Here is a 25,245-nt window from a genome sequence, read left to right as displayed (position 1 = left end):
GTGGCTCATCCGATCGGGTGATGCACAGTAACGAGTTTCGTGCCGTCAGGAAAAGTTGCCTCCACCTGGACATCCGGGATCATCTCGGGCACGCCGTCCATGACATCGTCACGCCCGAGCACCTCGCGGCCGCTGGCCATCAATTCCGAGACGGTGCGGCCGTCACGGGCACCTTCCAGGAGATGATCGGTGATCATCGCGATCGCTTCGGGATGGTTGAGGCGCAGGCCTCGGGACTGGCGGCGGCGCGCCAATTCCGCCGCATACGAGATGAGCAGCCGTTCCTGCTCGTGCGGGGTCAATCGCATAAGGGGCGATCCTGCCACGATCCGGGCAACCCGGCATTGCCGACGTCGTGGCGCACCGATGAGTTTTGCCGTGCGGTCGCGATCGCGAGTGCGAGAATCCTCGGAAACGCGCTGGGTGCGGAGTCGATCAGGAGGGTGCGCGATGAGGTATGGAATGAGCGTGGGGTGCGTGGTGTCGGCCGCGCTGCTGATAGCCGGGTGCAGCCAGCCCAGCGAGGGCATCAAACCGGTGTCCGCACCGACCACCACTGCCGCGGACATGCCGATGACGGCGGGCACGTCGGCTCCCGCATCCATCCCCGCCACCACCAAGGCGCCCGCGCCGCCACCTCTGGTGGTCACGCCGGAGAAGATTGACTCGATTCTGGGCTCGCGTGCCGATGTGGGGAAGATCCTGGGAACCACGCTGGAATACGACGACAACACCTCGGCACCGCCGACCGATGCCGTGGGCGGCGCGGGGGATTGCGTGAACCTGGACAATCCGCGCGCCGGCCAATTGGGATCCGAATGGACCACCTACCGCTGGAACTACTACCGAGAGACCAAGGACACGACTGCGTACATCGTGAGCCAGGTGGCCGTTCTGTATCCCACCCGCGCGGAGGCCGCAGCGGCCTTCACACGGGCGTTTCCCCCATCCGCGTCGAGAACATGCACGAATGCGGAGATTTCCAAACAAGATCAAAAGTGGAAGATCACCAACATCGCGGAGATCAGTGATACCGCGGCCCGATGGAATCAACTCCAGGTCGCGCAAACCGCGAGCTGGCACTGCTTCTTCGACTTCCGCAACAAGAACAACGTGCTTTTCGGAACCTACCTATGCCAATACGGCGACGGCGTCCCCGGCGTGACGACCATTACCGACCGGATCGCAGCATGGATCCCGCAGTGAAAGGAATGGCCGTGACGACCGAATCGGCATACCGAAAGACTGCCGTCGCAGTGTGTACCGCCATTGTCCTGACAGGATGCTCATTTTTCGGAGGTGGCCAGCAGGGCCCGGCGACGTCCGGGCCATCAGCGGCATCGGGTGCGTCGAACACATCGACATCGGCGGCGGATGCGATCAGTCCCGACAAGGCGAACTCGCTCATCGTCCCCAGAAAGGACGTCGCGGAGCTCATTGGCTCCACCCTCGAATACGAGGGAAAGTCATCGAACCCGCGAACATCGACGATCGACGGCAAGCAGTCATGCCAGGCTCTCATGGTGCCCCTGGCGGTGGACGTCGGCGACAAATGGACGACCTACCGCGATGTTTGGTACCGGGAGGACAAGGACACGTTCACTCACTCGGTGACCCAGCGGGTATTGCTTTACTCGTCGAAATCCGATGCCAGGGAAACCTATTCGAAAGAGTTCCCCGCGGACGTCGGAGGTTGTTCGGGTGAGGAACTGAAAATTGATACGACGACGTGGCGCGTATCCGTGCGAGATGCATCGGAAGACCGTGCGCAGTGGGTGCTCGACGAGATCGTCGACGGACGGCCCTCGGGGTGGCGTTGCATGTTGGAGGCACGCATCATCGACAATCTGCTGCTCTCGGCGACGGTCTGCCAGCTTGGCAACGGAGGTCCGGCAGTGAAGGCGATCGCGGACAGGATGGCGGCGGCCACCACACCGAAGTAAGTTATCGGTCTTGGCGTGCGTGTAACACTGAGCGCGAGCGATCCGATGTAGCCATGATTTGGGTCGGTGTGGGCCTGATATCGGCAGGGAGGGATTCGGATGCGTCACGTCGTGGCAGTGGGATGGCTTGGCTTGGCAGCGATGTTCGCGGTGAGTTGTGGCACTGAGACCGGGGGCATCAAGCCGATACCGGTAGGTGCGACCGAGACGTCGGCGGTCACCGATCACGGGCGGGACGGGGCGATCGCAAGCCCCAAATCCAGCGCCCCACCGGTTACGACCTCGCTCGAACCGCCGGCACCGGTGATCGTCACGCCCGATAAGGCGGAATCGATCATCATCTCCGCCGATGACGTCGGCCGGCTGGTCGGATCCCCACTGACGTACGAGTTCAAATCCACACGGCCCAGCGACGCCACCGCGACCGGCAAGTGCAAGGCCCTCACGGGGCTGCGCAGCGAGAGCCTTGGTGACGAGTGGACCACCTTCCGAGGCTCTCGCCTGCAGGAAACAGAGGACCGGTACGACCACATCGTCTGGCAGTCGGTGGTGCTGTTCCCCGATGCGAAGGCCGCCTCGAGTCAGCTACAGGCCGCGTATCCCCCGTCGCTGGCATCATGCGAAGACTCTCGTCAGACCGAGGGCGATATCGAATGGCGGATCGGCCCATTCTCGAACAACGCCACCCGCGTGACGTGGGTGCGACAACAGCTGAAGGACGGAAACCCGGCGGGGTGGCGGTGTTTCTACGACTATCGAGTCAAGAACAACGCACTCTTCGGGAGTCTGTTGTGCCAGAACGGTAATGGCACTCCGATCGTCACCGCGATCGTCGACCGCATGGCCGAGTGGATTCCGGCATGATCGCGACGAAAAACATGAGAGGGGGCCTCATGGCACGCACGAGAGGGCGGGCGGTGTTGTGTGCGATGGCTATCGTCGCACTGGCACTGTCCGGATGTTCCAGCCGGCAGGATGCGACCGAAATGTCAACGGCTGCCACCACGACAGCGTCGCGGACCGCACACGCGCCAGCCCCGGCTCCGAGCAGTAGCGGGCCTGCGGGGCTGACGGGATGGCCGGGGCAAGACAAGGTCACCGAGGATGCCATGGTGTCGGCGTTGTTCACCGACGAGGAGATTGCCAAGGCGCTCGACATGGAAGTCGCCAAGACGAACAAGCGGGACAAGCCGTTCACGGCGACCGAGTCTGACGACGCGAGCTGCAATGTGACGCAGGGGCTTACCGTCGAGTCGGTGAGCAAGGACTACGAGGCGTTCCGTGGGACCGAGATGTTGCTCGGAGATGCGAAGAACCCGGACGCCCAGGTCTACCAAGGCATCGCGGCATATAAGGACAAGGATGCGGCACAGGCGCAGTTCTCGACAGCGGCCGATGAGATCAACGAATGTGACGGAAAGACATACAACTTCACCGACTCCAGCGGTCGGAAGGTGCCTGTGGCGGTGTCGGTCTCAGCGTCAAACGCCAAGAAGATGAATTGGACTCTCGCGTACGGGCCGAGTAAGTATCGCTGCTTCGTGTCCTACAACGGTGTCGCGAATGTGATTGTTCAGACCCAGATTTGCGCACGAAGCAACTCAAAACAGCTGGTACAGAAGATGGCCGACAGGATTGTCGACAAGCTGCAGCTGAGCTGACGAGCCACTGGATCCAGCGGGGACTGGATCCAGGCGGGGGGACGAGGATGGCGGCCCGACCATCGGGGGGCCGGCCGACATCTCTCGAAATGAGCTCGGGTGGGCGCACGGGGGTCGCGCCCACCCGAGTCTCATAAGTTCTGTAGGCGAACCTGCCCACGCGCGATTGTCCGGCTCTCGCCGTCGGTAATGGTGACGAGCCACAGCTGCTGACGACGGCCTCGGTGTATCGGCGTGGACGTGGCGGTGAGTGTGCCCGATGAGATGGCGCGCAGGAAGTCGGTGTTGTTGTTGACCCCGACCACCGCGCTCTCCTCCCCCAACACGTTGGCGCGCCAGATATACCCGGAGACGCTCGCCACGCTTTCGACCACCGAGCAGTACACGCCGCCGTGCACGATCCCGTTGGGTTGCAACAGGTTCTCGGTGATCGTCAGGGTGGCGGACACTCCCTCGGGTGTCAGCGAGGTGTATTCGAGCCCCACGAGCTTGTCGAAGGGCGCGGCAGGCATCTTGCTGAGGCGCTCCGGCGTGTCTGGCATGCGATGTTCATATCAGTGCGGCATCCCATAACGAAGAAGTGCCCCACCTGCCGAGGCAGGTGGGGCACTTCCTTCGAGTGGACCGGGGGTCTCTGCAGCCCTCAGGACTCCGGCACGGTCCGGGTGTCTGGTCGCGCTGTAGCGCGTTCGACATCTGTAAGAATAGGCAAGGCTGCCCTAAATTGCAAGCGCTTTGTGGCGGACCGGCAACCCGAGTGTCATGAAGCGGTCGAGGATCGCCTGTCCGCGTCGCATTCCATCGGTCTCGCTGGAGCGCGCCAGCAGTGGAACATGGGTCGCCGCCCCCACCACGGTCGAGCCAACCAGTTGCCACATCTGGCCGATTTCCATGGTGCCGGAGCTGATCTGCGACAGTCGCGTGAACAAGGGCGCGAGTGCGCGATGGCATCGGTGTGCGGTCCACGCGGCGAGCGCTTCCTCGCCGGGGAAGACCACAACCTGCTCCCGGTCCCGGTCCGGGTCGTCGGGCAGCACACGCAGCGTCGGGTCCACGACCCCCGCCCAATCGATGCAGCCCTCGGAATCGAAGTAGACCCATAAGTTCCCCAGGCCCGGATCCCAGGCGCGTCCCTCCAGTACCACCAGGGCGACCAATCGGCCGACCACGGTGTGGACGAGAGCGTCCGCGAGCTGATGGACGGCGACCGCATCGCTACCGGTCTCCTCGATAGCGCGGGCGTACATCCGCTCAAGCCGGTCGGTGCTCAAGGCGCGCGCCAGCGGCCACCATCGGCGCCGGCCGACATCGGACATGACTGCGACGCCGTAGGCCCGAGGGCATTCCGGATACAGCTCGCGAAGCCGACTGCTCGATTCGTGCAGCGGCAGTGATTGGCGGATGGACATCCCGGCGATCAACGGATCGTCGGCGATGAGACTCCTGGTCGAAGAGCATCGGTCGATGGCCAGCGTCACAGTGAGCAGCCTCCCTTCACGTAGGCAAGATAGGTAAGCCTAACCACATGTAGGATGACATCGCCAGGTGCGGGTGTTGTGACTGCCCTCACCGAAGCTCCTGATCATCGGGCCGTGTAGGCAGCGAGCGGCCCGCAGTGTCCAAGTCCGAGTGAGACCAAATCGAGCGCTGGAACAAAGACCGAGCTATGGATCGTTGGCTGTCAGAAGAAGTACGACTGGATGTAGTACGGCATTGCGTCGGAGGTGAACGTAGAATGTTCGGAATGGCACGCCTGGGCGAACTTGAACGCGCGGTGATGGACCATTTGTGGTCCTCTCCCGAGCCCCAGACTGTGCGCCAGGTCCACGAGGCATTGTCGACGCGGCGCGATCTCGCCTATACGACCGTGATGACCGTGTTGCAACGTCTCGCCAAGAAAGATCTGGTGGTACAGCACCGCGATGACCGCGCGCACCGCTACGCGCCCGTACACGGCCGCGACGAGCTTGTCGCGGGCCTCATGGTGGACGCGTTGGCGCAGGCCAACAACTCCGGTGCCCGCGAGGCGGCATTGGTGCACTTCGTGGAGCGTGTCGGCCCTGATGAGGCCGATGCGCTGCGCCGTGCACTGGCCGAGCTCGAAGCGAAAGATCCATCTGCTGGCGGTCGCCCCACCGAGTAAGGGACACTAGTTATGTGTCCGCCCTGGCGTTCGCGATACTCGCGCTGCTGCTGACCGGTCCCGTACCGGCGTTGCTCGCGCGTGCCCGCTGGCCATACCGCGCGCCACGTGCCGCCATGGTGTTGTGGCAGGCCATTGCCGCGGCCGCCGTTCTTTCCGCGTTCAGTTCCGGGCTTGCGATCGCGAGCAGACTCCTCGTGCCTGGGCCGGATGGTCACCCCACCGCGACGATCACCGGTGAAATCGATCGCCTCGGTTGGGGTCTATGGCTGCTGTACGTCACGGTGTTCGCGATCACGATCCTCATCGGTATCCGGCTCATGGCGTCGGTGATCCGGGTCGGTGTACGTACCCGCCGCCGACGCGCCCATCACCGGGCCGTCGTCGACCTGCTGGATCACAAGCAGTACTGCGAAAACTGGCGCGGGGGCTACGACATCCATCGTCGGCGCGACCACGATCTGCGAGTCCTGGAAGTCGATGAACCCTTGGCCTACTGCTTGCCGGGTGTACGGAGCCGGGTGGTCGTCAGCGAGGGGACGCTGAGCACGCTGGGACACAATGAGGTGACCGCGATCGTCGCGCACGAACGCGCCCATCTGCGCGCGCGCCATGACCTGGTGCTGGAGGCGTTCACCGCCGTCCACGACGCGTTCCCGGTCATCGTGCGCAGCAAGAACGCGCTGGACGCGGTCAAACTGCTTGTCGAGCTGCTCGCCGACGATGCCGCGGTCCGGACAGCTGGGCCGACTCCCCTGGCCCGCGCACTCGTCGCGTGTGCGGGTGGCCCGACACCAGTCGGTGCGATGGCGGCAGGTGGGCCCACGACACTCATCCGGGTCCGGCGCTTGGGCGGGAGCGGGAACAGCCTCGTGTTGTCATGCAGCGCCTATGCCGCCGCCGCGGCCATACTGGTGGTGCCGACGTTGGCTGTGGTCATCCCATGGTTCACCGAACTTCAGCGCTTGTTCAGCAGTTAACCCGCGAGTAGGTGACCCGCGCTCGCGGGTCGAAAGTGACTGCGCGAGAATCGGCGATGAGCCGCTTGCGCGAAGAGCATTCGGTTCAGATGAGCCGCTTGCGCGAAGAGTGAACGGCTTTGGTGCGCAACACGTCAACGAAAGGATGTGCTGGTGACGGCTGCAGACGGCTCGGCGCAGGGAAAAGCTCAGATCGGCGTGACGGGTCTGGCCGTCATGGGATCGAACATCGCGCGGAACTTCGCACGGCACGGATACACCGTCGCCCTGCACAACCGATCGGTCGCGAAGACCGACGCGTTGTTGGCCGATCACGGGTCTGAGGGCAATTTCGTTCGCAGCGAGACGGTCGAGGAGTTCGTCGCGGCCCTCGAGCGCCCGCGCCGCGTTTTGATCATGGTGAAGGCCGGTGATCCCACCGATGCCGTGATCGAAGAGCTCGCATCGGCGATGGAGCCCGGCGACATCATCATCGACGGCGGTAACGCGCTGTACACCGACACCATTCGCCGTGAGGCCGCGCTGGCCGCACGCGGACTGCACTTTGTCGGTGCGGGAATTTCGGGTGGTGAGGAGGGCGCGCTGAACGGCCCCTCGATCATGCCCGGCGGCCCCGTGGAGTCCTACAAGGCGTTAGGTCCACTACTGGAATCCATTGCGGCACACGTCGATGGCACACCCTGTTGCACGCATATCGGCCCGGACGGTTCGGGGCACTTCGTGAAAATGGTGCACAACGGCATCGAGTACTCCGATATGCAGCTGATCGGCGAGGCCTACCAACTGCTGCGCGACGCGCTGGATATGTCGGCACCCGATATCGCCGAGGTCTTCACCGAGTGGAACAGCGGTGAGCTGGAGAGCTATCTCATCGAGATCACCGCCGATGTGCTGGCCCATAAGGACGGCAAGACTGGACGGCCCTTGGTTGATGTCATCGTCGATGCCGCCGAGCAGAAGGGCACCGGACGCTGGACCGTAAAGTCCGCCCTGGACCTCGGCGTGCCGGTCACCGGCATCGCCGAGGCGGTCTTCGCCCGTGCGCTGTCCGGATCACGCCCCCAGCGTGCCGCCGCCGCCGGATTCACCTCCGGATCGCTGGGTGAAAAGCCAAGTGATGCAAATCAATTCGTCGAAGATGTGCGCCAGGCGCTGTACGCATCGAAGATTGTGGCATACGCACAGGGCTTCAATCAGATTGCCGCGGGGAGCGCCGAGTACGGCTGGAACGTCAAGCCGGGTGACCTGGCCACCATTTGGCGGGGTGGCTGCATCATCCGCGCCCAGTTCCTGAACCGCGTCAAGGATGCCTTTGCCGACGAGCCCGACCTGGCCACATTGATCGCCGCCCCATACTTCCGTGCTGCCGTCGAAAACGGCATCGACAGTTGGCGTCGCGTCGTGGTGACGGCTACGCAGCTGGGAATCCCGGTCCCCGGCTTCGCCTCGTCGCTGTCGTACTACGACGGTCTGCGCACCGATCGTCTGCCTGCTGCCCTTACCCAGGCGCAGCGGGACTTCTTCGGTGCGCACACCTATGAGCGCGTCGACTCCCCCGGCAAGTTCCACACGCTCTGGAGTGGCGACCGCAGCGAGGTGGAAGCGTAACTGTGCAGTTTCTAGACGGGCAGCGGCCGCCGTACGACCTGACCTATGACGACGTCTTCGTGGTGCCGAACCACTCGGATGTCATCTCGCGGTTCGATGTCGACCTGACCACCGCCGACGGCACCGGCACCACAATCCCGATCGTGGTCGCCAACATGACGGCGGTGGCGGGTCGGCGGATGGCCGAAACCGTCGCGCGCCGTGGCGGAATCACGGTGCTGCCCCAGGATCTTCCGGTGCAGGCGGTTGCGCAGACGGTCGAGTTCGTCAAGAGTCGCGATCTGGTCTACGACACGCCGGTGACCCTGGCGCCCGACGATTCGGCGGGCGAGGCGATGGCACTGATCCACAAGCGCTCGCACGGGGCCGCGGTGGTGCTTGAGGACGGCAGGCCGCGGGGGCTGGTCACCGAGGCTGCCTGTACCGGCATCGATCGGTTCACCCGCGTGCACGACATCGCGACCACCGACTTCGTCGCGGTATCTGCGGGGACCGATCCGCGGGCAATCTTCGATCGCCTGGCCGAGGCACATGTGCCGGTAGCGGTAGTGACGCGTCCGGACGGAACCATGGCCGGGATACTCACCCGCACCGGGGCGATCCGGGCGGGTTTGTACACGCCGGCCGTGGATGCGAGCGGACGCCTGCGCATCGCCGGTGCGGTCGGTATCAACGGCGACGTCCGCGCGAAGGCGACGGCCTTGGCACAGGCCGGGGTGGATCTCCTGGTCATCGACACCGCGCATGGACATCAGCAGAAGATGATCGAGGCACTCGCATCGGTCGCGGAACTGTCGCTGGGTGTGCCCATCGCCGCGGGCAACGTGGTGTCGGCGCAGGGCACCCGGGATCTGATCGGGGCCGGTGCGGACATCGTCAAGGTGGGCGTGGGTCCGGGTGCCATGTGCACCACCCGGATGATGACCGGCGTGGGTCGCCCGCAGCTTTCCGCGGTCATCGAATGCGCAGCGGCCGCAAGGGAACTGGGTGCGCACGTATGGGCCGACGGTGGGGTTCGGCACCCGCGGGATGTTGCCCTGGCGCTCGCGGCGGGTGCCGCCAACGTGATGATCGGTTCGTGGTTCGCCGGCACTCACGAGTCCCCCGGAGATCTGCAGCTCTCTGCCAGTGGCCGCCGCTACAAAGACAGCTTCGGCATGGCATCCAAACGTGCGGTGGCCGCCCGCACCGTCGGCGACAGCGCCTTCGACCAGGCCCGCAAGAGCCTGTTCGAGGAGGGTATTTCCACCTCGCGGATCGCATTGGACCCGCAACGCCCCGGTGTGGAAGACCTCATCGACCACATCATCTCGGGCGTGCGCAGTACCTGCACGTATGTCGGTGCGCGCACGCTGGCCGAGCTGCACGAACGGGTGGTTCTGGGTGTTCAGTCGGCGGCCGGATTCGCCGAGGGACGCCCGCTTCCCGAAGGTTGGTGACCGCCCGGCGACCTGCGCGGTTACCATGAGCCTCACGATGGTCACACCGTGTGATCACTCAACCTAAGGGGCCAGCCAGCGGTGACGCTCTTATTCACCGGGCTGAGCTTGCTTGCGTTCATCGCGCTGACCGCGGGGACGGCGCTCTTTGTGGCTGCCGAGTTCTCCCTGACCGCATTGGAGCGCAGCTCCATCGAGGCGCGTGCCAAGACCGGCGATAGCCGGGACAGGTCGGTCAAACGAGCACACAGCACGCTCTCGTTCCAGCTGTCGGGGGCTCAGCTCGGCATCACCATCACGACGCTCGTGACCGGCTATCTGGCCGAGCCGGTGATCGCGCGCCTGCTCACCCAGGCGGTCGGATACACCGGAGCGACGGTCAGCAGCGCGGTATCGCTGGTGCTGGCGCTCATCATCGCCACCTCGATATCGATGATCTTCGGTGAGCTGGTGCCCAAGAACTTCGCCTTGGCGCGTCCCATCTCAACCTCGCGCGCCACCGCGGGGCCCATGGTGCTGTTCTCGTCGGTGTTCGCCTTCGCGATCCGGGCGCTGAACGGCATCGCCAACTGGGTGCTGCGGCGCATGGGTATTGAGCCCGCCGAAGAACTGCGCTCGGCGCGTTCGCCCCAGGAACTGGGGTCACTGGTGCGCACGTCAGCCCGCAGCGGCGCGCTGGACGAAACCACCGCGGTGCTGGTCGACCGTTCGCTGCGGTTTGGGAGCCGCACCGCCGAGGAACTCATGACCCCACGCACGGAGATCGAGTCGCTCGAAGCGACGGACACGGTCGCCGACCTGATCGCCCTCGCCGTGGACACCGGCTTCTCGCGGTTTCCGATCACCGAGGGCGATCTTGACGCGACGATCGGCATCGTCCACGTCAAGCAGATCTTCGAGGTGCCACGGGATCGCCGTGCCACAACCACACTGGCGAGTCTGGCCCGGCCGGTCGCGGTGGTGCCCTCGACCCTTGACGGCGACGCGGTCATGGAGCAGGTACGGGCCAACGGCATGCAGACGGCGTTGGTGGTCGACGAATACGGAGGCACCGCCGGGCTGGTAACGGTCGAGGACATGATCGAGGAGATCGTGGGTGATGTCCGCGACGAGCATGACGACGCGACCCCGGACGTGGTGCCCTCCGGCGGCGGCTGGGTGGTGTCGGGTCTGCTGCGGATCGACGAGGTCTCCGCGGCGACCGGCTACCGGGCCCCCGAGGGTGAGTACGAGACCATCGGCGGTCTGGTGCTCCAAGAGCTCGGTCACATCCCGACGGCCGGCGACACCGTCGAATTGTTAGCGGTGGTGCCGGACCATCCTTTCGCTGAGCTGCCCCGTTGGCGGGCTCGGGTGGCGAGCATGGACGGTCGCCGGATCGATCAGATCGAGCTCACCGAGCTGACCGACACCGACGCTCGGGGGAATGACCACGATGGGTAGCACCGTACAAACAGAGGTACTGAGCGTATTACTCACCGCCGCATTGCTTTTGGCAAACGCGTTTTTCGTCGGCGCCGAATTCGCCCTCATCTCCGCCCGCAGGGATCGGCTTGAGGCGCTGGCGGAGGCCGGTAAGAAGCGCGCGGTGACGGTGATGATGGCCGGCCAGAAGCTATCCCTCATGCTCGCCGGCGCCCAGCTCGGCATCACGATCTGTTCAATTTTGTTGGGCCGCATCGGAGAACCGGCCGTGGCGCACCTTCTGGAACGGCCCTTCGAGCTGTTGGGCGCACCCACGGCGGTGACGCACACCGTCGCGTTCGTCATCTCGCTGTCGATCGTGGTGCTGTTGCACGTGCTGCTCGGCGAAATGGTGCCCAAGAACATCGCCATCGCCGGCCCGGAATCCGCGGCCATGCTTCTGATTCCGCCCTACCTCGTCTACATCCGGCTGGCGCGGCCCCTGATCGCCTTCTACAACTGGTGCGCCAATACCGCGTTGCGGATCGTCAAGGTCCCGGTCAAGGACGAGCTTGAGGTCACGGTGTCGACCGTGGAGCTTTCGGAAATGATCGCGGAGTCGCTGTCCGAGGGGCTGCTTGACGAGGAGGAACACACCCGGTTGCGGCGCGCGTTGCAGATCCAGCACCGTGTGGTCGCGGACGTGGTCGTGCCCGCTAACCAGATTCGATCGATCGCCGTATCGGGCTCGGCGCAGGCACCTTCGGTGACCGCTGTGGAGCGTGTGGTGGCCGAAACTGGCTACTCACGATTCCCAGTCATTGGACCCCACGGAGATTACCTCGGCTATCTGCACATAAAGGACGTCTTGACCATGGGGGACGACCCGGAGGCGATCATCGACCCCGCGTTCATTCGGCCCCTGCCGCGGTTGCACGGTTCGGTTCCGCTACCGGAGGCGCTGTCGACATTGCGCCGTAGCAACAGTCATCTGGCGCTCATGTCGACCACCGACGGCAGCGTAGTGGGCCTGGTCACACTGGAGGATCTGGTGGAGGATCTCGTCGGCACCGTGCGTGATGGAACTCACCGCATATAGCGCGGTTTCGGGGTTGATGGCTACCAATGAGTAGGATCATTGTTCACCGATTCGCACGAGCGTCCGGTCCCAGACCCCTTAACCACACAGAGGAGTTGCGATGAGTGATCGCGTCGATGTGGGCAACCTGCGCGTGGCGCGGGTGCTGTACGACTTCATCACCAACGAAGCCCTGCCGGGCACCGGTGTGGATGCCGACGCTTTCTGGGCTGGGGTCGACAAAGTAGTCACCGATTTGGCTCCGCGGAACCGCGAGCTCCTCGACCGGCGCGACGACCTGCAAACTCAGGTTGATCGCTGGCACCGGCAGCGCGCCATCGAGCCGCTGGATCCCTCGGAGTATCGGGAGTTCCTCACCGAGATCGGTTACCTGGTCTCCGAGCCCGAAGATTTCACCATCACCACCGCCAACGTGGACGACGAGATCACCACGACGGCAGGGCCGCAGCTGGTTGTTCCGATCCTGAACGCGCGCTTCGCGCTCAACGCCGCGAATGCACGCTGGGGCTCCCTCTACGACGCGCTGTACGGCACCGACGTCATCCCGGAAACCGATGGGGCCGAGAAGGGCTCGTCGTACAACAAAATCCGTGGTGACAAGGTCATCGCGTACGCCCGCCAGGTCCTCGATGGTGCGGCGCCGCTGGCGGCCGGCTCATGGAAAGACGCCGTCGGCGTGAAGATCGATGACGGTCAACTGCTCATCGAGCTGGGCGACGAACTCTCCACCGGGCTGCAGAACCCCGACCAGTTCGTCGGCTACACCGGCAAGCTCGGTAAGCCGCAATGGTCGGTGCTGCTCATCAATCATGGCCTGCATATCGAGGTCCTGATCGACCCCGACTCCCCCGTCGGATCCACCGACAAGGCCGGCATCAAGGACGTCGTGCTGGAATCGGCGATCACCACGATCATGGACTTCGAGGACTCGGTGGCCGCCGTGGACGCCGAGGACAAGGTGCTTGGATACCGAAACTGGTTGGGGCTCAACAAGGGTGACCTGTCCGAGGATGTTTCCAAGGGCGGTAAGACGTTCACCCGGGTGCTCAACGAGGACCGTGTGTTCAACACCCCCGATGGTGGTGCTTCCGGACCTGGCGAGCTGACCCTGCCCGGCCGCAGCCTGCTGTTCGTCCGCAACGTTGGTCACCTGATGACCAATGACGCCATCGTGGACGCTGCGGGTAACGAGATGCCCGAGGGTATCCAGGATGCGCTGTTCACCAGCCTCATCGCCATTCATGGCCTGCGTTCCGGCAAGAAGAACGGTCCGCTGAAAAACAGCCGCACCGGGTCCATCTACATCGTGAAGCCCAAGATGCACGGGCCCGAGGAAGTGGCCTTCACCGCCGAGTTGTTCGGCCGTGTCGAAGAGGTGCTCGGACTTCCCCACGCCACCATCAAGGTCGGCATCATGGATGAGGAGCGCCGCACCACCGTCAATCTGAAGGCTGCCATCAAGGCCGCCTCGGATCGCGTGGTGTTCATCAACACCGGCTTCCTGGACCGCACCGGCGACGAGATCCACACCTCGATGGAAGCCGGTCCGATGTGCCGCAAGGCCGTCATGAAGTCACAGCCGTGGATCCTGGCGTACGAAGATCACAACGTCGACACCGGACTGGGCGCCGGATTGGCCGGTAAGGCGCAGATCGGCAAGGGCATGTGGGCCATGCCCGACCTGATGGCCGACATGGTCGCGCAGAAGATCGCGCAGCCGCGCGCGGGAGCAACCACAGCGTGGGTGCCGTCCCCCACCGCGGCGACCCTGCATGCGCTGCACTATCACCAGGTTGACGTCAAGGCCGTGGACCAGGAGCTCGCCGGTAAACACCGCGCCGAACTGGAGTCGTTGCTCACCATCCCGTTGGCCGAATCACGGCACGACTGGACCGCGGAGGACATCCGCGAGGAAATCGACAACAACTGCCAGTCGATCCTGGGCTACGTGGTGCGCTGGATCGACCATGGCGTTGGCTGTTCCAAGGTTCCGGACATCCACGACGTGGCGCTTATGGAAGACCGTGCCACCTTGCGTATCTCCAGCCAGCTGCTGGCCAACTGGCTGCGGCACGATGTCATCACCGAGGACGAGGTGGTCGAGGGTCTCCAGCGGATGGCACCGGTTGTCGATCGGCAGAACGCCGGTGACAAGGACTACCGTCCGATGGCTCCGGACTTCGACAGCAACATTGCCTTCGAGGCCGCCAAGGAGCTCATCCTGGAGGGTAAGGATCAGCCGAACGGGTACACCGAGCCGATCCTGCACCGGCGCCGTCGCGAGTACAAGGCTGCGGCGGCCAAGTAGCGGATGGCCCTGCGGCGTGCCTTTACCTCGTGGTGCAGGGTACGTCTCCGTGTCTATTTGGACGCGGTTTGGTTGCGCGCACCGTGGTATCGGCGGTCAGGGACAGTAGACTCGGGCCGACGCGCAGCGGGACTCGTAGTCAACCGCTGGACAAGTATTTAGACACGATCAGAAGGGTCGCGACAACACATGGGCAGGCACAGCGCATCTGGGTCGGGTAGCCCAAACGATCGAGACGACAGCGACGATTGGGACGCGGACGCCGAGCCGGAATACGTGTCGAGCTCCGGTTCAGAGTTCGACACGGGCAGCTTGCAGCGGTCGCACCGCAGCGGCGGTAGCAACTGGGGCGTCAGCAAGGGACTGGTCGGCGTCGTTGCGGCTGTGCTCGTGGTGGCCGTGTCCATCGGACTGTGGTGGTACTTCGACAGGCGGACGACCGACAACCAAGCGGAGGCCTCCGCCACCTGCGTGCACGGGGACAACACCATCGCCGTGGTTGCCGACCCATCGATCGCGGACCGGATTGGCGAGTTGTCCGAACGATTCAACAAGAAGCACGAAGTGATCGGCGACTACTGCTTCACCGTCTCGGTGCGCCCGGCAGACACGACCAACGTGATCAAGGGACTGACAGGTCAGTGGCCCGCCGAGCTCGGTGCGCAACCGGCGCTGTGGATCCCGGGGAGCTCGATCTCCTCGGCACGGCTGAAGGCAGCGGCGAAGACCAACATCGTGAGTGACAGCCGGTCGTTGGTCAGTACGCCGGTCGTGATTGCGACGACCCCGAGGCTGCGCCAGGCCATTCCTGCCGATAAGAGCTGGGCGGATCTGCCTGCGCTGCAGAATGTTCCGAACTCGCTGGACGGTCTCGGCCTCCCCGGTTGGGGCTCGTTGCGATTGGCACTGCCGTCGAGCGGTAACGCCGATGCGACGCAGCTCGCCGCGGAAGCGGTGGCGGCCGCCAGTGTTCGTCCCGGTGATTCGCCCGAGCTCGGTGCCGGTGCGGCCGCGTCGTTGGCCGCGACGGCTCCCAAGCTGCCCGCGAACAATCTCTCCGATGCCCTGGGTGCTCTGCTTGACGGTGGCGAGCAGCCTGGTGCCGCGGTGCACTCTGTGGTCACCACAGAGCAGCAGCTCTATGCCCGCACCCGCAGCAACGGCGACGCCAAGAAGGTCGTCGCCGCATGGCTGCCCACCGGAGCGACCCCTATTGCCGACTACCCCACCGTGCAGCTGGATGGTGCGTGGCTCTCCGAGGAGCAGCACACCGCGGCAAGCCAATTCGCGCGTTTCCTAGGCGATAAGGATCAGCTCAAGGATCTCGCGGCGGCCGGTTTCCGTGTCGAGGGAGCGGATCTGCCCAGTAGCGATGTGGTGAGCTTCGCGAAGATCGAGAAGCCGCTGAGCATCGAGGACAAGGTTCGTGTCGCGCTGGCCGATGGCACCTCAACGGGCGCCGGGGCCACCACCATCATGTTGGATTCCTCGTTGTCCTCCGAGGGCGTGAAGTTGTCCGATGTGACTGGGGCACTTGCCAACCGCATCCGCACCGTTGCCCCGGGCTCTGGTGTCGGGCTCTGGACGTATGACGGCAAGGAAGGCAACACCGTTGTGCGGTTGGGTGCTGCCGCCGACGATGTCGAGGGCGCGCCCAGGTCGCAGAGTGTGGCCGACGCGTTGACGGCGCTGCAGCCGACGTCCAACGGTGCGGTGGCATTCACTACATTGCGCAATGTGTACCAGGAAGCGGTCAACAGCTTCCGTCCGAATCAAGTCAATTCGGTGCTGATCGTGGCGGGCCACTCGCACACCGATCAGAGCCTGGACGGCGCCGGCCTCATCGACACGATCAACCGACAGAAAGATCCGGCAAGGCCGGTGCGCATCAACGTGATTGACTTCGGCAACGACTCCGATCAGCAGACCTGGCAGACGCTCGCCCAGCAGACCGGCGGTGCCTACCAGAACCTGGCGGCCTCGAACAGCCCGGAGCTGGCCGCGGCTATCACGCGCTTCGTGTCCTAGTCGACGAGCAGTCCCCCGCGTGCGGAGGACTGCGCGTCGACATCACTACTCGGCGAAGGCCTCGATCGGTGGGCAGGAGCACACCAGGTTGCGGTCGCCGTAGGCGCCGTCGATGCGACGCACCGGCGGCCACACCTTGGGGCGGAAACCCTTTCCCAGCGGGTACGCCGCCTCGGTGCGGCCGTAGGGGTGGTTCCACTCGTCGGCGGTGAGAGATTCGGCGGTGTGCGGCGCCCCGCGCAGCGGGTTGTCCTCCACCGGCCACACTCCGGAGCCGACCTTGTCGATCTCGGCCTTGATCGCGATCATCGCCTCGCAGAAGGCGTCCACCTCGGCCAGGCTCTCGCTCTCGGTGGGCTCCACCATGAGCGTGCCAGCCACCGGGAAGCTCATGGTCGGTGCGTGGAAACCGTAGTCGGCCAGGCGCTTAGCCACATCGTCGACGGTAACGCCGGTGTTCTTCGTGATGTCCCGCAGGTCCAAGATGCACTCGTGGGCCACCATGCCGCTATCGCCGGTGTAGAGCACCGGGTAGTACTCATCGAGACGGCGTGCCAGGTAGTTGGCCGAGGCGATCGCGGTCAGCGACGCCGCCCGCAGGCCGTCGGGTCCCATCATCCGGATGTAGGCCCAGGTGATCGGCAGGATCGATGCCGAACCATAGGGCGCCGAAGACACCGGAGGTCCGGACGGTAGTTCCTCGGCGTACGGGTGCCCCGGCAGGTACTGCGCGAGGTGGCTACGCACCGCGACAGGTCCGACGCCGGGCCCGCCGCCGCCGTGAGGGATGCAGAACGTCTTGTGCAAGTTCAGGTGGCTCACATCGCCGCCGAAGCGCCCAGGACGGGCAAGTCCCACAAGGGCGTTCAAGTTCGCGCCGTCGACGTACACCTGTCCCCCGGCGTCGTGCACCGCCGCACAGATGTCGGCGATATCGTGCTCGTAGACACCGTGGGTGGACGGGTACGTGATCATGATCGCCGCCAGCGCACTGGCATTCGCCGCGATCTTGGTGCGCAGGTCATCCAGGTCGACATCGCCGTTCCCGCGACAGCCCACCACCACGACGCGCATGCCCGCCAGTGCCGCCGAAGCGGCGTTGGTGCCATGGGCGCTCGACGGAATCAGGCACACCTCACGATCACTCTCGCCGCGGTCGATGTGGTACTGCCGGATGGCCAGCAGCCCCGCGTACTCGCCCTGTGATCCCGCGTTGGGCTGCAGGCTCACGTTGTCGTACCCGGTGATATCGGCCAGCCAGCCTTCGAGGTCGGCGATCAGCGTGCGCAGGCCGCGAGAATCGCTCGCCGGCGCAAACGGGTGCTGAGCGGCGAACTGCGGCCAGGTGATGGGTTCCATTTCAGCGGCGGCGTTGAGCTTCATGGTGCAGGATCCGAGCGGAATCATGCTGCGGTCCAACGCAATGTCCTTGTCCGACAGCGCGCGCAGGTACCGCATCATGTCGGTCTCGCTGTGGTAGCGGTTGAAGGCAGGATGCGTCAGGTAATCCGAGTCACGGGTCGCGATATCCGAAGGGTGCGGGGCTTCCAGGGCGCCCTCGAACATATCGGTCCCGAATCCCCGCAGCACCGACACCAGGTGCGGCAGCGTTGTCGCCTCATCACAGGCGATCGAGACGTGGTCGCCGTCGGGGCTCCAAATGTTGACCCCTTCGGCCTTGGCGGCGGCCTGGATCTCTGCGGCCTTGCCGGGAACGTGCACCAGCACCGTGTCGAAGAATTGTCCGTGCACCACGGTGTGGCCCCCGCGCGTCAGCCCGGAGGCCAGCAGCTGTGCGTTGCGGTGCACCCGGGTGGCGATGGTGCGCAACCCTTCCGGCCCGTGGTAGCTCGCGTACATGGCGGCCATCACCGCCAGCAGCACCTGCGCGGTACAGATATTGCTGGTCGCCTTGTCGCGGCGGATGTGCTGTTCGCGGGTCTGCAGTGAGAGCCGGTACGCGGGTGCCCCGTCGGCGTCCACCGACACCCCGACGAGGCGTCCTGGAAGCTGCCGGGCGTGCGCCGTGTGTACCGCGAGGTATCCGGCATGTGGGCCACCGAATCCCATGGGCACACCAAAGCGTTGGGTGGTGCCGAAGGCGACGTCGGCACCAATGTCGCCGGGTGGGGCGATGAGGGTGAGGGCCAGCAGGTCGGCGCCGACCGCCACCAGCGCGCCACGCTGATGAGCCTCGGAGATGACCGACGTCCAGTCGCGCACCAGCCCGGAGGCGCCGGGCAGCTGCACGATCACGCCGAAGAACTCGCCTTCGGGCAGTCCTTGGGTGAGATCGGCGGTCACCACCTCGATGCCGAGTGGTTCGGCCCGGGTAGCGATCACGGCCGCGGTCTGCCCGTACACATCGGCATCGACAATCAGACGGTTGGACCCGGACTTCACGGCCCGATGCATGAGCGTCATCGCCTCGGCAGCGGCCGTACCCTCGTCAAGCATCGAGGCATTCGCGATGTCGAGGCCGGTGAGCTCGGCGACCATGGTTTGGAAGTTCAGCAGTGCCTCAAGGCGTCCCTGACTGATCTCCGGCTGGTACGGCGTGTACGCGGTATACCAGGCTGGGTTCTCCAGAATGTTCCGGCGAAGTACCGGCGGTGTCAGCGTGTCGAAGTAGCCCTGCCCGATCATCGACACGGCAATCGTGTTCTGGCTAGCAAGTGTGCGCAGCGCGTCCAGAGCTTCGTGCTCGGATGCCGCTGGCGGGAGCGCGTCGAGGCCGGTGGCGAGGCCGCCGTGCTGCTCATCGAGGATGCTGGCCGGAACGGCCTTCTCAGCGAGCTCATCGAGGCTGGCCACGCCGATGGTGACAAGCATGGTGTCGATATCAGCGGCGGTGGGACCGATATGGCGATCGGCGAAAGACATGACACTCCCGGAGGGCCGAGTCACGCGACGGGCACGCGACGGCGTCTCCCCTCCCTCTGTCATCAACCCGGTACGGGCGCCTGAGAGATTCGGTCGTCTCACCGGGCAGATTCCGGGGTGAGCGCCTTTCCCCGTCGGCGGGTGATCCGATCACAAAATCAGATCACCGCTTTTCAGAGGCATCGGGGCCGAGAGCGGTTCGGGGGCCTGAGAGATTGGCGGAGAGGTGTTGCTCCTTCGGCGGCCATGACTGGCGGTCATGACACTCTCCCGCCCGCGGGCGATGCTCGACCAGTTTACGCGAGTTAACCCTCTGGTCCAGACCGCCGAGTTGGCGGAGTCGGATCAGCCGATCTTGCGGGCGCGATCCTTACGACGGGAGGCCAGCTCGTCCTCGGGCGCCTCGATGGCCTCGCCGCCGTCGGCGCGCTCCCCCGGGAACTCGGCGATGGCGCCGGTCAACTCGCGCATGGCACCGCTGACCGCGATGCCGAATACACCCTGTCCGCCCTGCAGCAGGTCGACGACCTCTTCGGCGGAGGTGCATTCATAGACCGTGGTGCCGTCCGAGAACAGCGTGATGTTCGCGAGATCCTCGACCCCACGCTGACGCAGGTGTTCGACGGCAACCCGAATGTTCTGCAGTGAGATTCCGGTGTCCAGCAGTCGCTTGACGATCTTGAGGACCAGGATGTCCTTGAAGGAGTACAGGCGCTGGCTGCCAGAGCCGGCGGCGCCGCGGATCGAGGGAACCACCAGTGAGGTGCGGGCCCAGTAGTCCAGCTGGCGATACGTGATGCCGGCAACCTGGCAGGCACTGGGTCCGCGGTAGCCGACGAGCTGGTCGGGAACGGAGTCATCGGGGAAGAGACCCGGCTGGACAGGTCCGTCAGACGCTGATGACTCGGCGGAACTCGCCGCGCCACCATCCAGCGTCATGTCCAGCTGCCCCTGCTGCGGCTGTTCGACCACTTCTGCTCCCTCTCACCGATCGCTTCGCCGGCTCTCGTGGCGCGGTTCCTGAGAAATCCCCTGAGAAATTTCAAGGAACCGAGTCCGCCGGTAGTGCGTTCGTCCAAGCACGAATTCTCCGAGCATACGCTCCTTGCGCTGCCCCGTGCCGGCCGCTGAGTCAAATTATGACCTCCGGGAAATTACGGTCAACGCGACGCGCCCGGGTTGAGACTGTAAAGGTCAGGTTGAGACTTACTCGTTACTTAAGGCCCTGTTTACGGGCCTTCCGTGGCCTTGAAGTCGTCGGGCGACACGCTGTCGAGGAACTCCTTGAACTTCTCGACCTCGTCTTCTCGCAGCGCTCCGCCGGAGTCCTCGTCGTCCTCGTCCGGAATGATCAAGCCGGCCTCGGCCAGTACGGCTTCCTCGACGTAGATCGGAACCCCTACGCGCAGCGCGATTGCCACCGAATCCGACGGTCGTGCCGACACCCGGATATCGCTATCGAAAACAAGATCTGCGTAAAACGTACCTTCTTGCAGATCCACGATCCGTACTTCCTTGAGCGAATGCCCAAGGGCGACAATGAGATCACGGATCAGGTCATGGGTGAGCGGCCGCGCCGGTTCCACCCCCTGCTGTTCCAGGGCAATGGCCGCAGCCTCGGACTGACCGATCCAGATCGGCAGGTAACGATCGCCGTCGGACTCCCGTAGCAACAACACCGGCTGGTTCTGGGGCTGCTCCACGCGGATTCCCACGACTCGAACTTCGCTCATCGTGCCCTCCAACACCAGTACTTCTGTCGTACCGCGAGTCTAGTACTCAGCGATCGAGGACGCCGCGCACGGCGGACTTGATCATCGCGCCGTGAAGCGCGATCGACAGCGCCGCCACCTCCCGGATCAGGTCATCGGCGCGGTCGCGGGCTCCTGCCTTATTGGCCTTGACGGTCGGGCCCACGATCTGGGCAATCAAATCGGTCTCGCGATCGACTGCCGACCGGAAGGTGCGCAGGTGCCGCGGCTCGACACCGTAGTCGGCCAGTTCGGCGGCGCACTGAACGATCAGGACCGTGTATTCATCGAAGAAACCGCCCGGTCCGGCAGTGATGATCCCCGCCCTGATGAGCGAGGTCAGCAGCACCTCATCAGCTCCGGAACGAGACAGCAGGTCCTCGCGGCTGAGCCGGGTGGGACGTACGGATGAAAATCCTTGACGGGCAGCACTGTTGGTGTCTTCACCATCACTGATGGCAAACAGACGAGGGCCGCCGCTGAAACCCGCCACATCGGGCAGAGCACCGTCGGGCTGAGCGTCGAGCTGCTCCTTGATCACCTTTAACGGCAAGTAGTGATCGCGTTGTGCGGTCAGGATGAACCGGAGCCGCTCGGCGTCATAGGCCGAAAACCGGCGATACCCCGACGCGCTACGCGACGGGGTAACCAGGCCCTCCGATTCGAGGAATCGAATCTTCGAGATCGTGACGTCCGGAAACTCCGGACGCAACAGGTCGAGTACCGACCCAATCGACATTCCGGTGAGAGCCGGCCGGTCGGGAGCTGTCACTGGCCACCCGAGGCGGTGTCGTCGCCGGCCGACTTCGGCCCGGTCAGGAAGACCAGACGGAACTTTCCGATCTGCACTTCGTCGCCGTTGGCGAGAACCGCGGAATCCACGGGCTCGCGGTTGACGTAGGTGCCGTTGAGGCTGCCCACGTCGACTACCTGGAATTCATCACTGTCAAGCCGGAATTCGGCGTGACGACGGCTTACCGTGACGTCATCGAGGAAGATGTCACTGTCGGGGTGCCGCCCGGCCGACGTGGTTGCCTGATCGAGCAGAAATCGCGATCCCGCGTTGGGTCCGCGCTTGACCACTAACAGTGCCGAACCGGCGGGCAATCCCTCGACACCCGACACGTCGGTAGAGGCCTGTGCGGGCGCTTCCAGCTCCGTCGCGAAATCGGCGCGGAACACCGAGGTCGTCTCCGCGGTGACCTCGCCTGACGTGTCGTCCTTGTCGTTATCGGTCACCATCGCTCCTTCTTCCTCGCCCCTGGAGGATTCGATTGTCAGTGCGGATCTCGCTGAGCTTGATGCTCTTCGCGACCCTCATCTGCCCTCATGCTCTTCGCGGCGAGCGCTCATCGCCGCTCATTTCCGACCGTACCGTCTGACTGCCCGTAACGGGCCACCTCGGCTGTTTCGGACAGTGGTCCGCCCGAAATAGTGGTCATCGGACGGGTTGGAGAGCTGGCGCCCTCCTAATCGGTGGCGTCACCATATCCCGTTGCGTCTAAGAGGTCATTAAGAGCCGCGTCGAGGTCTGCCGCACTGGTGACTTCAAGATCGACCAACCATCCGTCGCCATAAGGGTCGGAATTGACCAGCTGCGGGTTGGAATCCAAATCACCATTCGCACCAACAACTTTCGCGGTGATCGGCGCGAACAGATCAGATACCGACTTGGTGGACTCCACCTCACCGAACGTGGAGCCGGCGGTCAGATCCGAGCCGACATCCGGCAGCTGGACGAACACCACGTCGCCGAGCTGCGACTGTGCGTAGTCGGTGATCCCGATGCGCACGGTGCGCTCACCCGTGCGCCGCACCCATTCGTGTTCCTCGGTGTAGTGCAGGTCGGCAGGAATTTCGGTCACGGTGAATCATCCTTGCTCTCGGTCAGTGGTCTGCGTAGTCGCTGGGCCCGGAGGGCTACTTGCCGGGCTGAGCGTATTGGCGCGGTTTCGGTTCCCGCAAGGTGGTGATGTCTACGCGTGTCGGCTGGTCGATGGTAACGCCACCGCCAACTCGCGACACGGTGTCGACGGCGCCGCCGGGAATGTTCATCGCCGCCGCGAGTGTCGGCGGATCGCCTATCGCCAGAACCGAATACGGGGGCGCTAGGGGCGTCCCATCGACAGTGAGCTGTCCCGGGGTCCCGGTCACCCATGAATCGGCCCCGATGCGCACCGACGTATCGCCCGATCTGATCTCGATCGCCTCCGCGCCGGCCGCCCGTAGCTCGTTGATGATGTCGAGTAGGGCTTCCGGTCCGAGGCCTTGCCCGGGATCGTTGATGGTGAGGACGACGCCTGGTCCGGTGGCACCGACGGTGCCCACCATGATCGACAGCGCCGACAGCCGAGCCTTGGCGTCGTTGATCACCGCCTGATTGCCGGTTCCGCTGGCGCGCATGGTGATAAGGCTCTGCTGCAAGTCTGCGATCTCCTTGTTCAGGTTGGCGTCGCGCTGCTGCAACGAGTCGAGCAGCACCAGCAGGTCAGCGGGCCGTGCGGTGTCCAGCCCATCGCCGGATTCGGTTTGGCGAACCTGGGTGGTGATCGCCAGCCCCAGCAGTGCGCACAGCACGACACCCAGTACTCCAAAGGTGACCTGAGTACGCGTCGGCGGACGGCGCGTCTTGGGCATCTCGTGCTTGCCGGGGTGCGGTTCGTGCTGGGAATCGGTCATCTGCTTACGCCCCAAACAACCTGCGTCGCAGGGCGGCAGCGTTGCCGAAGATGCGAATGCCGAGAACGACGATGATGGCCGTGGAGAGCTGCGTGCCGACCCCGAGCTGGTCGCCCACAAAGACGATTAGCGCCGCTACCAGCACGTTGAACACGAAGGAGACTACGAACACCTTCGAATCGAATATCTGGTCCAAATAGGCCCGCGCACCGCCGAAGAGCGCATCGAGCGCGGCCACCACCGCGATCGGCAAGTATGGGGCGACGGCGTCGGGCACATTCGGGTGAAACACCAGTCCCAAAACCACGCCGATCGCCAGCGCGACAATGCCGATCATCGTCTACTTCCTCTCCTCGTCACGGTCCGGGTCATGTCATCGGGCTCCTGTGGGAATTTCCTTGGCGTACTTCACGTCCCGATTAGCCGCAGGGGCCAGCTGGACGTTCTCCTGAGTGCCGAGGGTAAGCCGGATGCCATAGGACTTCTGCAGAAGCCGCATCCTGGCCATGCCCGGACTGCGCTCGAATGAGGACCGCATCGTGTTGGCGGGGCCGATGGCGACGATCCGGTATGGCGAGCTGATGGGCTGGTTGTCGACCAGGATCGCTCCCCCGGCCTGACGCATCGTCACGTTGGGGCCGATGCGCACGTCCGAGACCGAAATCGCCTCTGCGCCACTGTTCCACAGCGAGTTGACGACGAGCTGCATGTCGCGGTCGAGAATAACCTGTTGACTACGCGGGATGCGTTCCTTCGAGACGTCTGAGAGGTCGCCGGTACTGCCCGGATCGGCCAGCGTGACGATCAGCGCGGGTCCGCGCACTGGGGTGCTCGCCGCCGCAAGACCCAACTGGTCCAACCGATTCAGTAGCTCCTTGCCCTGCTCATTGCCCTCCAGCTGGCCGCGCCGAGCACCGGCCACCTCTGCCGACAACTGGTCGCGCGTCGACTCGAGCGCTCCCGAATCGCGCTTTTCGCTCCGGATACTCGCCAGCAGTCCCTGCTTCTCCTGCATCACGCCGGGCGCGATGCGGGTCGTCTGCGCGACGGCCGCCGCGAAGACGGCGGCAATGGCGATGGCAGCGAGTGCCTGCCAACCCCATTCAGCCAGACGTGAGCGCGGCGCGGCCCCGCCGGCGCAGGCGGCGGCCGCCTCGGCGTATCCGGCGTCCAGGTGATCGGAAAGCAAGGTGCGCAACAACGAGGGCACCGGATTGCGCTTGGGCCGGTTCGCGCTGTGATGGCCCAAACCCTCCTCAGGTTCGAAACCACCCATGAGATGCGGCCCATTGCCGTGTATGGGGTCGTCGGCGCTCATG

24 protein-coding genes and 1 riboswitch are annotated in these 25,245 nt (G+C 64.6%); of the genes, 12 read left to right on the top strand and 12 right to left on the bottom strand.

Annotation, left to right across the window (positions count from 1 at the left end; genetic code table 11):
* Positions 1-5: 5 nt before the first annotated feature.
* Entirely contained in the window at positions 6-308 is a 303-nt protein-coding gene (locus DSM43276_RS10735; protein ID WP_078327268.1) for an urease subunit gamma, read from the bottom strand.
* A gap of 142 nt (positions 309-450) precedes the next feature.
* Between DSM43276_RS10735 and DSM43276_RS10730 the strand changes: the two genes are divergently transcribed.
* From DSM43276_RS10730 to DSM43276_RS10715, 4 genes are all read left to right on the top strand, one after another.
* On the top strand, positions 451-1,206 hold the full coding sequence (locus DSM43276_RS10730) for a sensor domain-containing protein (RefSeq protein WP_078331124.1): 756 nt from the start codon (positions 451-453) through the stop codon (positions 1,204-1,206).
* Positions 1,191-1,943 carry a sensor domain-containing protein gene (locus DSM43276_RS10725; RefSeq protein ID WP_078331123.1) on the top strand — a complete coding sequence of 251 codons (753 nt, stop codon included), beginning with the start codon at positions 1,191-1,193 and terminating at the stop codon, positions 1,941-1,943. Before DSM43276_RS10730 ends, DSM43276_RS10725 begins: the two co-directional genes overlap by 16 nt.
* A 99-nt stretch (positions 1,944-2,042) precedes the next feature.
* Positions 2,043-2,807 carry a sensor domain-containing protein gene (locus DSM43276_RS10720; RefSeq protein ID WP_078331122.1) on the top strand — a complete coding sequence of 255 codons (765 nt, stop codon included), beginning with the start codon at positions 2,043-2,045 and terminating at the stop codon, positions 2,805-2,807.
* Positions 2,804-3,604 carry a sensor domain-containing protein gene (locus DSM43276_RS10715; protein WP_078331209.1) on the top strand — a complete coding sequence of 267 codons (801 nt, stop codon included), beginning with the start codon at positions 2,804-2,806 and terminating at the stop codon, positions 3,602-3,604. Before DSM43276_RS10720 ends, DSM43276_RS10715 begins: the two co-directional genes overlap by 4 nt.
* A gap of 131 nt (positions 3,605-3,735) precedes the next feature.
* Here DSM43276_RS10715 and DSM43276_RS10710 read toward each other — a convergent pair whose 3' ends face one another.
* Together DSM43276_RS10710 and DSM43276_RS10705 are read right to left on the bottom strand one after the other, a co-directional pair.
* Positions 3,736-4,146, bottom strand: a complete 411-nt coding sequence (locus DSM43276_RS10710) for a PaaI family thioesterase (protein ID WP_078331121.1) — start codon at positions 4,144-4,146, stop codon at positions 3,736-3,738.
* Positions 4,147-4,323: 177 nt separating this feature from the next.
* Positions 4,324-5,082 (bottom strand): iron reductase, encoded by a 759-nt coding sequence (locus DSM43276_RS10705; protein WP_078331120.1) that lies wholly within the window; start codon positions 5,080-5,082, stop codon positions 4,324-4,326.
* 257 nt (positions 5,083-5,339) lie between these two features.
* Between DSM43276_RS10705 and DSM43276_RS10700 the strand changes: the two genes are divergently transcribed.
* From DSM43276_RS10700 to DSM43276_RS10665, 8 genes are all read left to right on the top strand, one after another.
* Entirely contained in the window at positions 5,340-5,747 is a 408-nt protein-coding gene (locus tag DSM43276_RS10700; RefSeq protein ID WP_078304802.1) for a BlaI/MecI/CopY family transcriptional regulator, read from the top strand.
* A gap of 14 nt (positions 5,748-5,761) precedes the next feature.
* Complete coding sequence (locus DSM43276_RS10695; protein WP_078331119.1) at positions 5,762-6,727, top strand: M56 family metallopeptidase; 966 nt, start codon at positions 5,762-5,764, stop codon at positions 6,725-6,727.
* Between the two features lie 153 nt (positions 6,728-6,880).
* Positions 6,881-8,335, top strand: coding sequence for an NADP-dependent phosphogluconate dehydrogenase (gndA, locus tag DSM43276_RS10690; protein ID WP_078331208.1), 1,455 nt, complete (start codon positions 6,881-6,883; stop codon positions 8,333-8,335).
* Positions 8,336-8,337: 2 nt separating this feature from the next.
* Positions 8,338-9,774: a GuaB1 family IMP dehydrogenase-related protein gene (locus DSM43276_RS10685; RefSeq protein WP_136629035.1), complete on the top strand. Its 1,437-nt coding sequence runs from the start codon at positions 8,338-8,340 to the stop codon at positions 9,772-9,774.
* An 81-nt stretch (positions 9,775-9,855) separates the two neighbouring features.
* Positions 9,856-11,217 carry a hemolysin family protein gene (locus DSM43276_RS10680; RefSeq protein WP_078331116.1) on the top strand — a complete coding sequence of 454 codons (1,362 nt, stop codon included), beginning with the start codon at positions 9,856-9,858 and terminating at the stop codon, positions 11,215-11,217.
* The gene (locus DSM43276_RS10675) at positions 11,210-12,277 is read left to right on the top strand and encodes a hemolysin family protein (RefSeq protein WP_078331117.1); all 1,068 of its coding nucleotides are present in this window, start codon (positions 11,210-11,212) and stop codon (positions 12,275-12,277) included. Before DSM43276_RS10680 ends, DSM43276_RS10675 begins: the two co-directional genes overlap by 8 nt.
* Positions 12,278-12,377: 100 nt before the next feature.
* Positions 12,378-14,585, top strand: coding sequence for a malate synthase G (locus DSM43276_RS10670; protein WP_078331115.1), 2,208 nt, complete (start codon positions 12,378-12,380; stop codon positions 14,583-14,585).
* A gap of 189 nt (positions 14,586-14,774) precedes the next feature.
* Positions 14,775-16,613, top strand: a complete 1,839-nt coding sequence (locus DSM43276_RS10665) for a vWA domain-containing protein (RefSeq protein WP_078331114.1) — start codon at positions 14,775-14,777, stop codon at positions 16,611-16,613.
* Between the two features lie 45 nt (positions 16,614-16,658).
* Here DSM43276_RS10665 and gcvP read toward each other — a convergent pair whose 3' ends face one another.
* The 9 genes from gcvP to DSM43276_RS10620 form a co-directional block, all read right to left on the bottom strand.
* The gene (gene gcvP, locus DSM43276_RS10660) at positions 16,659-19,496 is read right to left on the bottom strand and encodes an aminomethyl-transferring glycine dehydrogenase (RefSeq protein WP_078331113.1); all 2,838 of its coding nucleotides are present in this window, start codon (positions 19,494-19,496) and stop codon (positions 16,659-16,661) included.
* 185 nt (positions 19,497-19,681) lie between these two features.
* Positions 19,682-19,779, bottom strand: a riboswitch (glycine riboswitch).
* A 62-nt stretch (positions 19,780-19,841) separates the two neighbouring features.
* Positions 19,842-20,468 carry a MerR family transcriptional regulator gene (locus tag DSM43276_RS10655; protein ID WP_078331112.1) on the bottom strand — a complete coding sequence of 209 codons (627 nt, stop codon included), beginning with the start codon at positions 20,466-20,468 and terminating at the stop codon, positions 19,842-19,844.
* Between the two features lie 257 nt (positions 20,469-20,725).
* Complete coding sequence (locus DSM43276_RS10650) at positions 20,726-21,229, bottom strand: bifunctional nuclease family protein (RefSeq protein ID WP_078327328.1); 504 nt, start codon at positions 21,227-21,229, stop codon at positions 20,726-20,728.
* A gap of 46 nt (positions 21,230-21,275) precedes the next feature.
* Positions 21,276-22,019 (bottom strand): transcriptional regulator FtsR, encoded by a 744-nt coding sequence (gene ftsR / locus DSM43276_RS10645; protein ID WP_078331111.1) that lies wholly within the window; start codon positions 22,017-22,019, stop codon positions 21,276-21,278.
* Positions 22,016-22,489, bottom strand: coding sequence for a glycogen accumulation regulator GarA (gene garA / locus DSM43276_RS10640; protein WP_078331110.1), 474 nt, complete (start codon positions 22,487-22,489; stop codon positions 22,016-22,018). The genes ftsR and garA overlap by 4 nt, the downstream gene beginning before the upstream one ends.
* A gap of 227 nt (positions 22,490-22,716) precedes the next feature.
* A complete protein-coding gene (gene gcvH / locus DSM43276_RS10635; RefSeq protein WP_078331109.1) occupies positions 22,717-23,112 on the bottom strand; it encodes a glycine cleavage system protein GcvH in 396 nt (131 codons plus the stop codon).
* Positions 23,113-23,167: 55 nt separating this feature from the next.
* Positions 23,168-23,926 (bottom strand): DUF881 domain-containing protein, encoded by a 759-nt coding sequence (locus tag DSM43276_RS10630; protein WP_078331108.1) that lies wholly within the window; start codon positions 23,924-23,926, stop codon positions 23,168-23,170.
* Positions 23,927-23,930: 4 nt separating this feature from the next.
* Entirely contained in the window at positions 23,931-24,263 is a 333-nt protein-coding gene (locus tag DSM43276_RS10625; RefSeq protein ID WP_005058551.1) for a small basic family protein, read from the bottom strand.
* A 36-nt stretch (positions 24,264-24,299) separates the two neighbouring features.
* Positions 24,300-25,244 (bottom strand): DUF881 domain-containing protein, encoded by a 945-nt coding sequence (locus DSM43276_RS10620; RefSeq protein ID WP_078331107.1) that lies wholly within the window; start codon positions 25,242-25,244, stop codon positions 24,300-24,302.
* Position 25,245: the final 1 nt, after the last annotated feature.

Origin of the sequence: Mycobacteroides salmoniphilum, assembly GCF_004924335.1 — a bacterium.
In the GTDB taxonomy this organism is placed as follows: domain Bacteria; phylum Actinomycetota; class Actinomycetes; order Mycobacteriales; family Mycobacteriaceae; genus Mycobacterium; species Mycobacterium salmoniphilum.
Note: the sequence above shows the minus strand (reverse complement) of the source record. Positions and strands in the feature narration are given on the sequence as shown.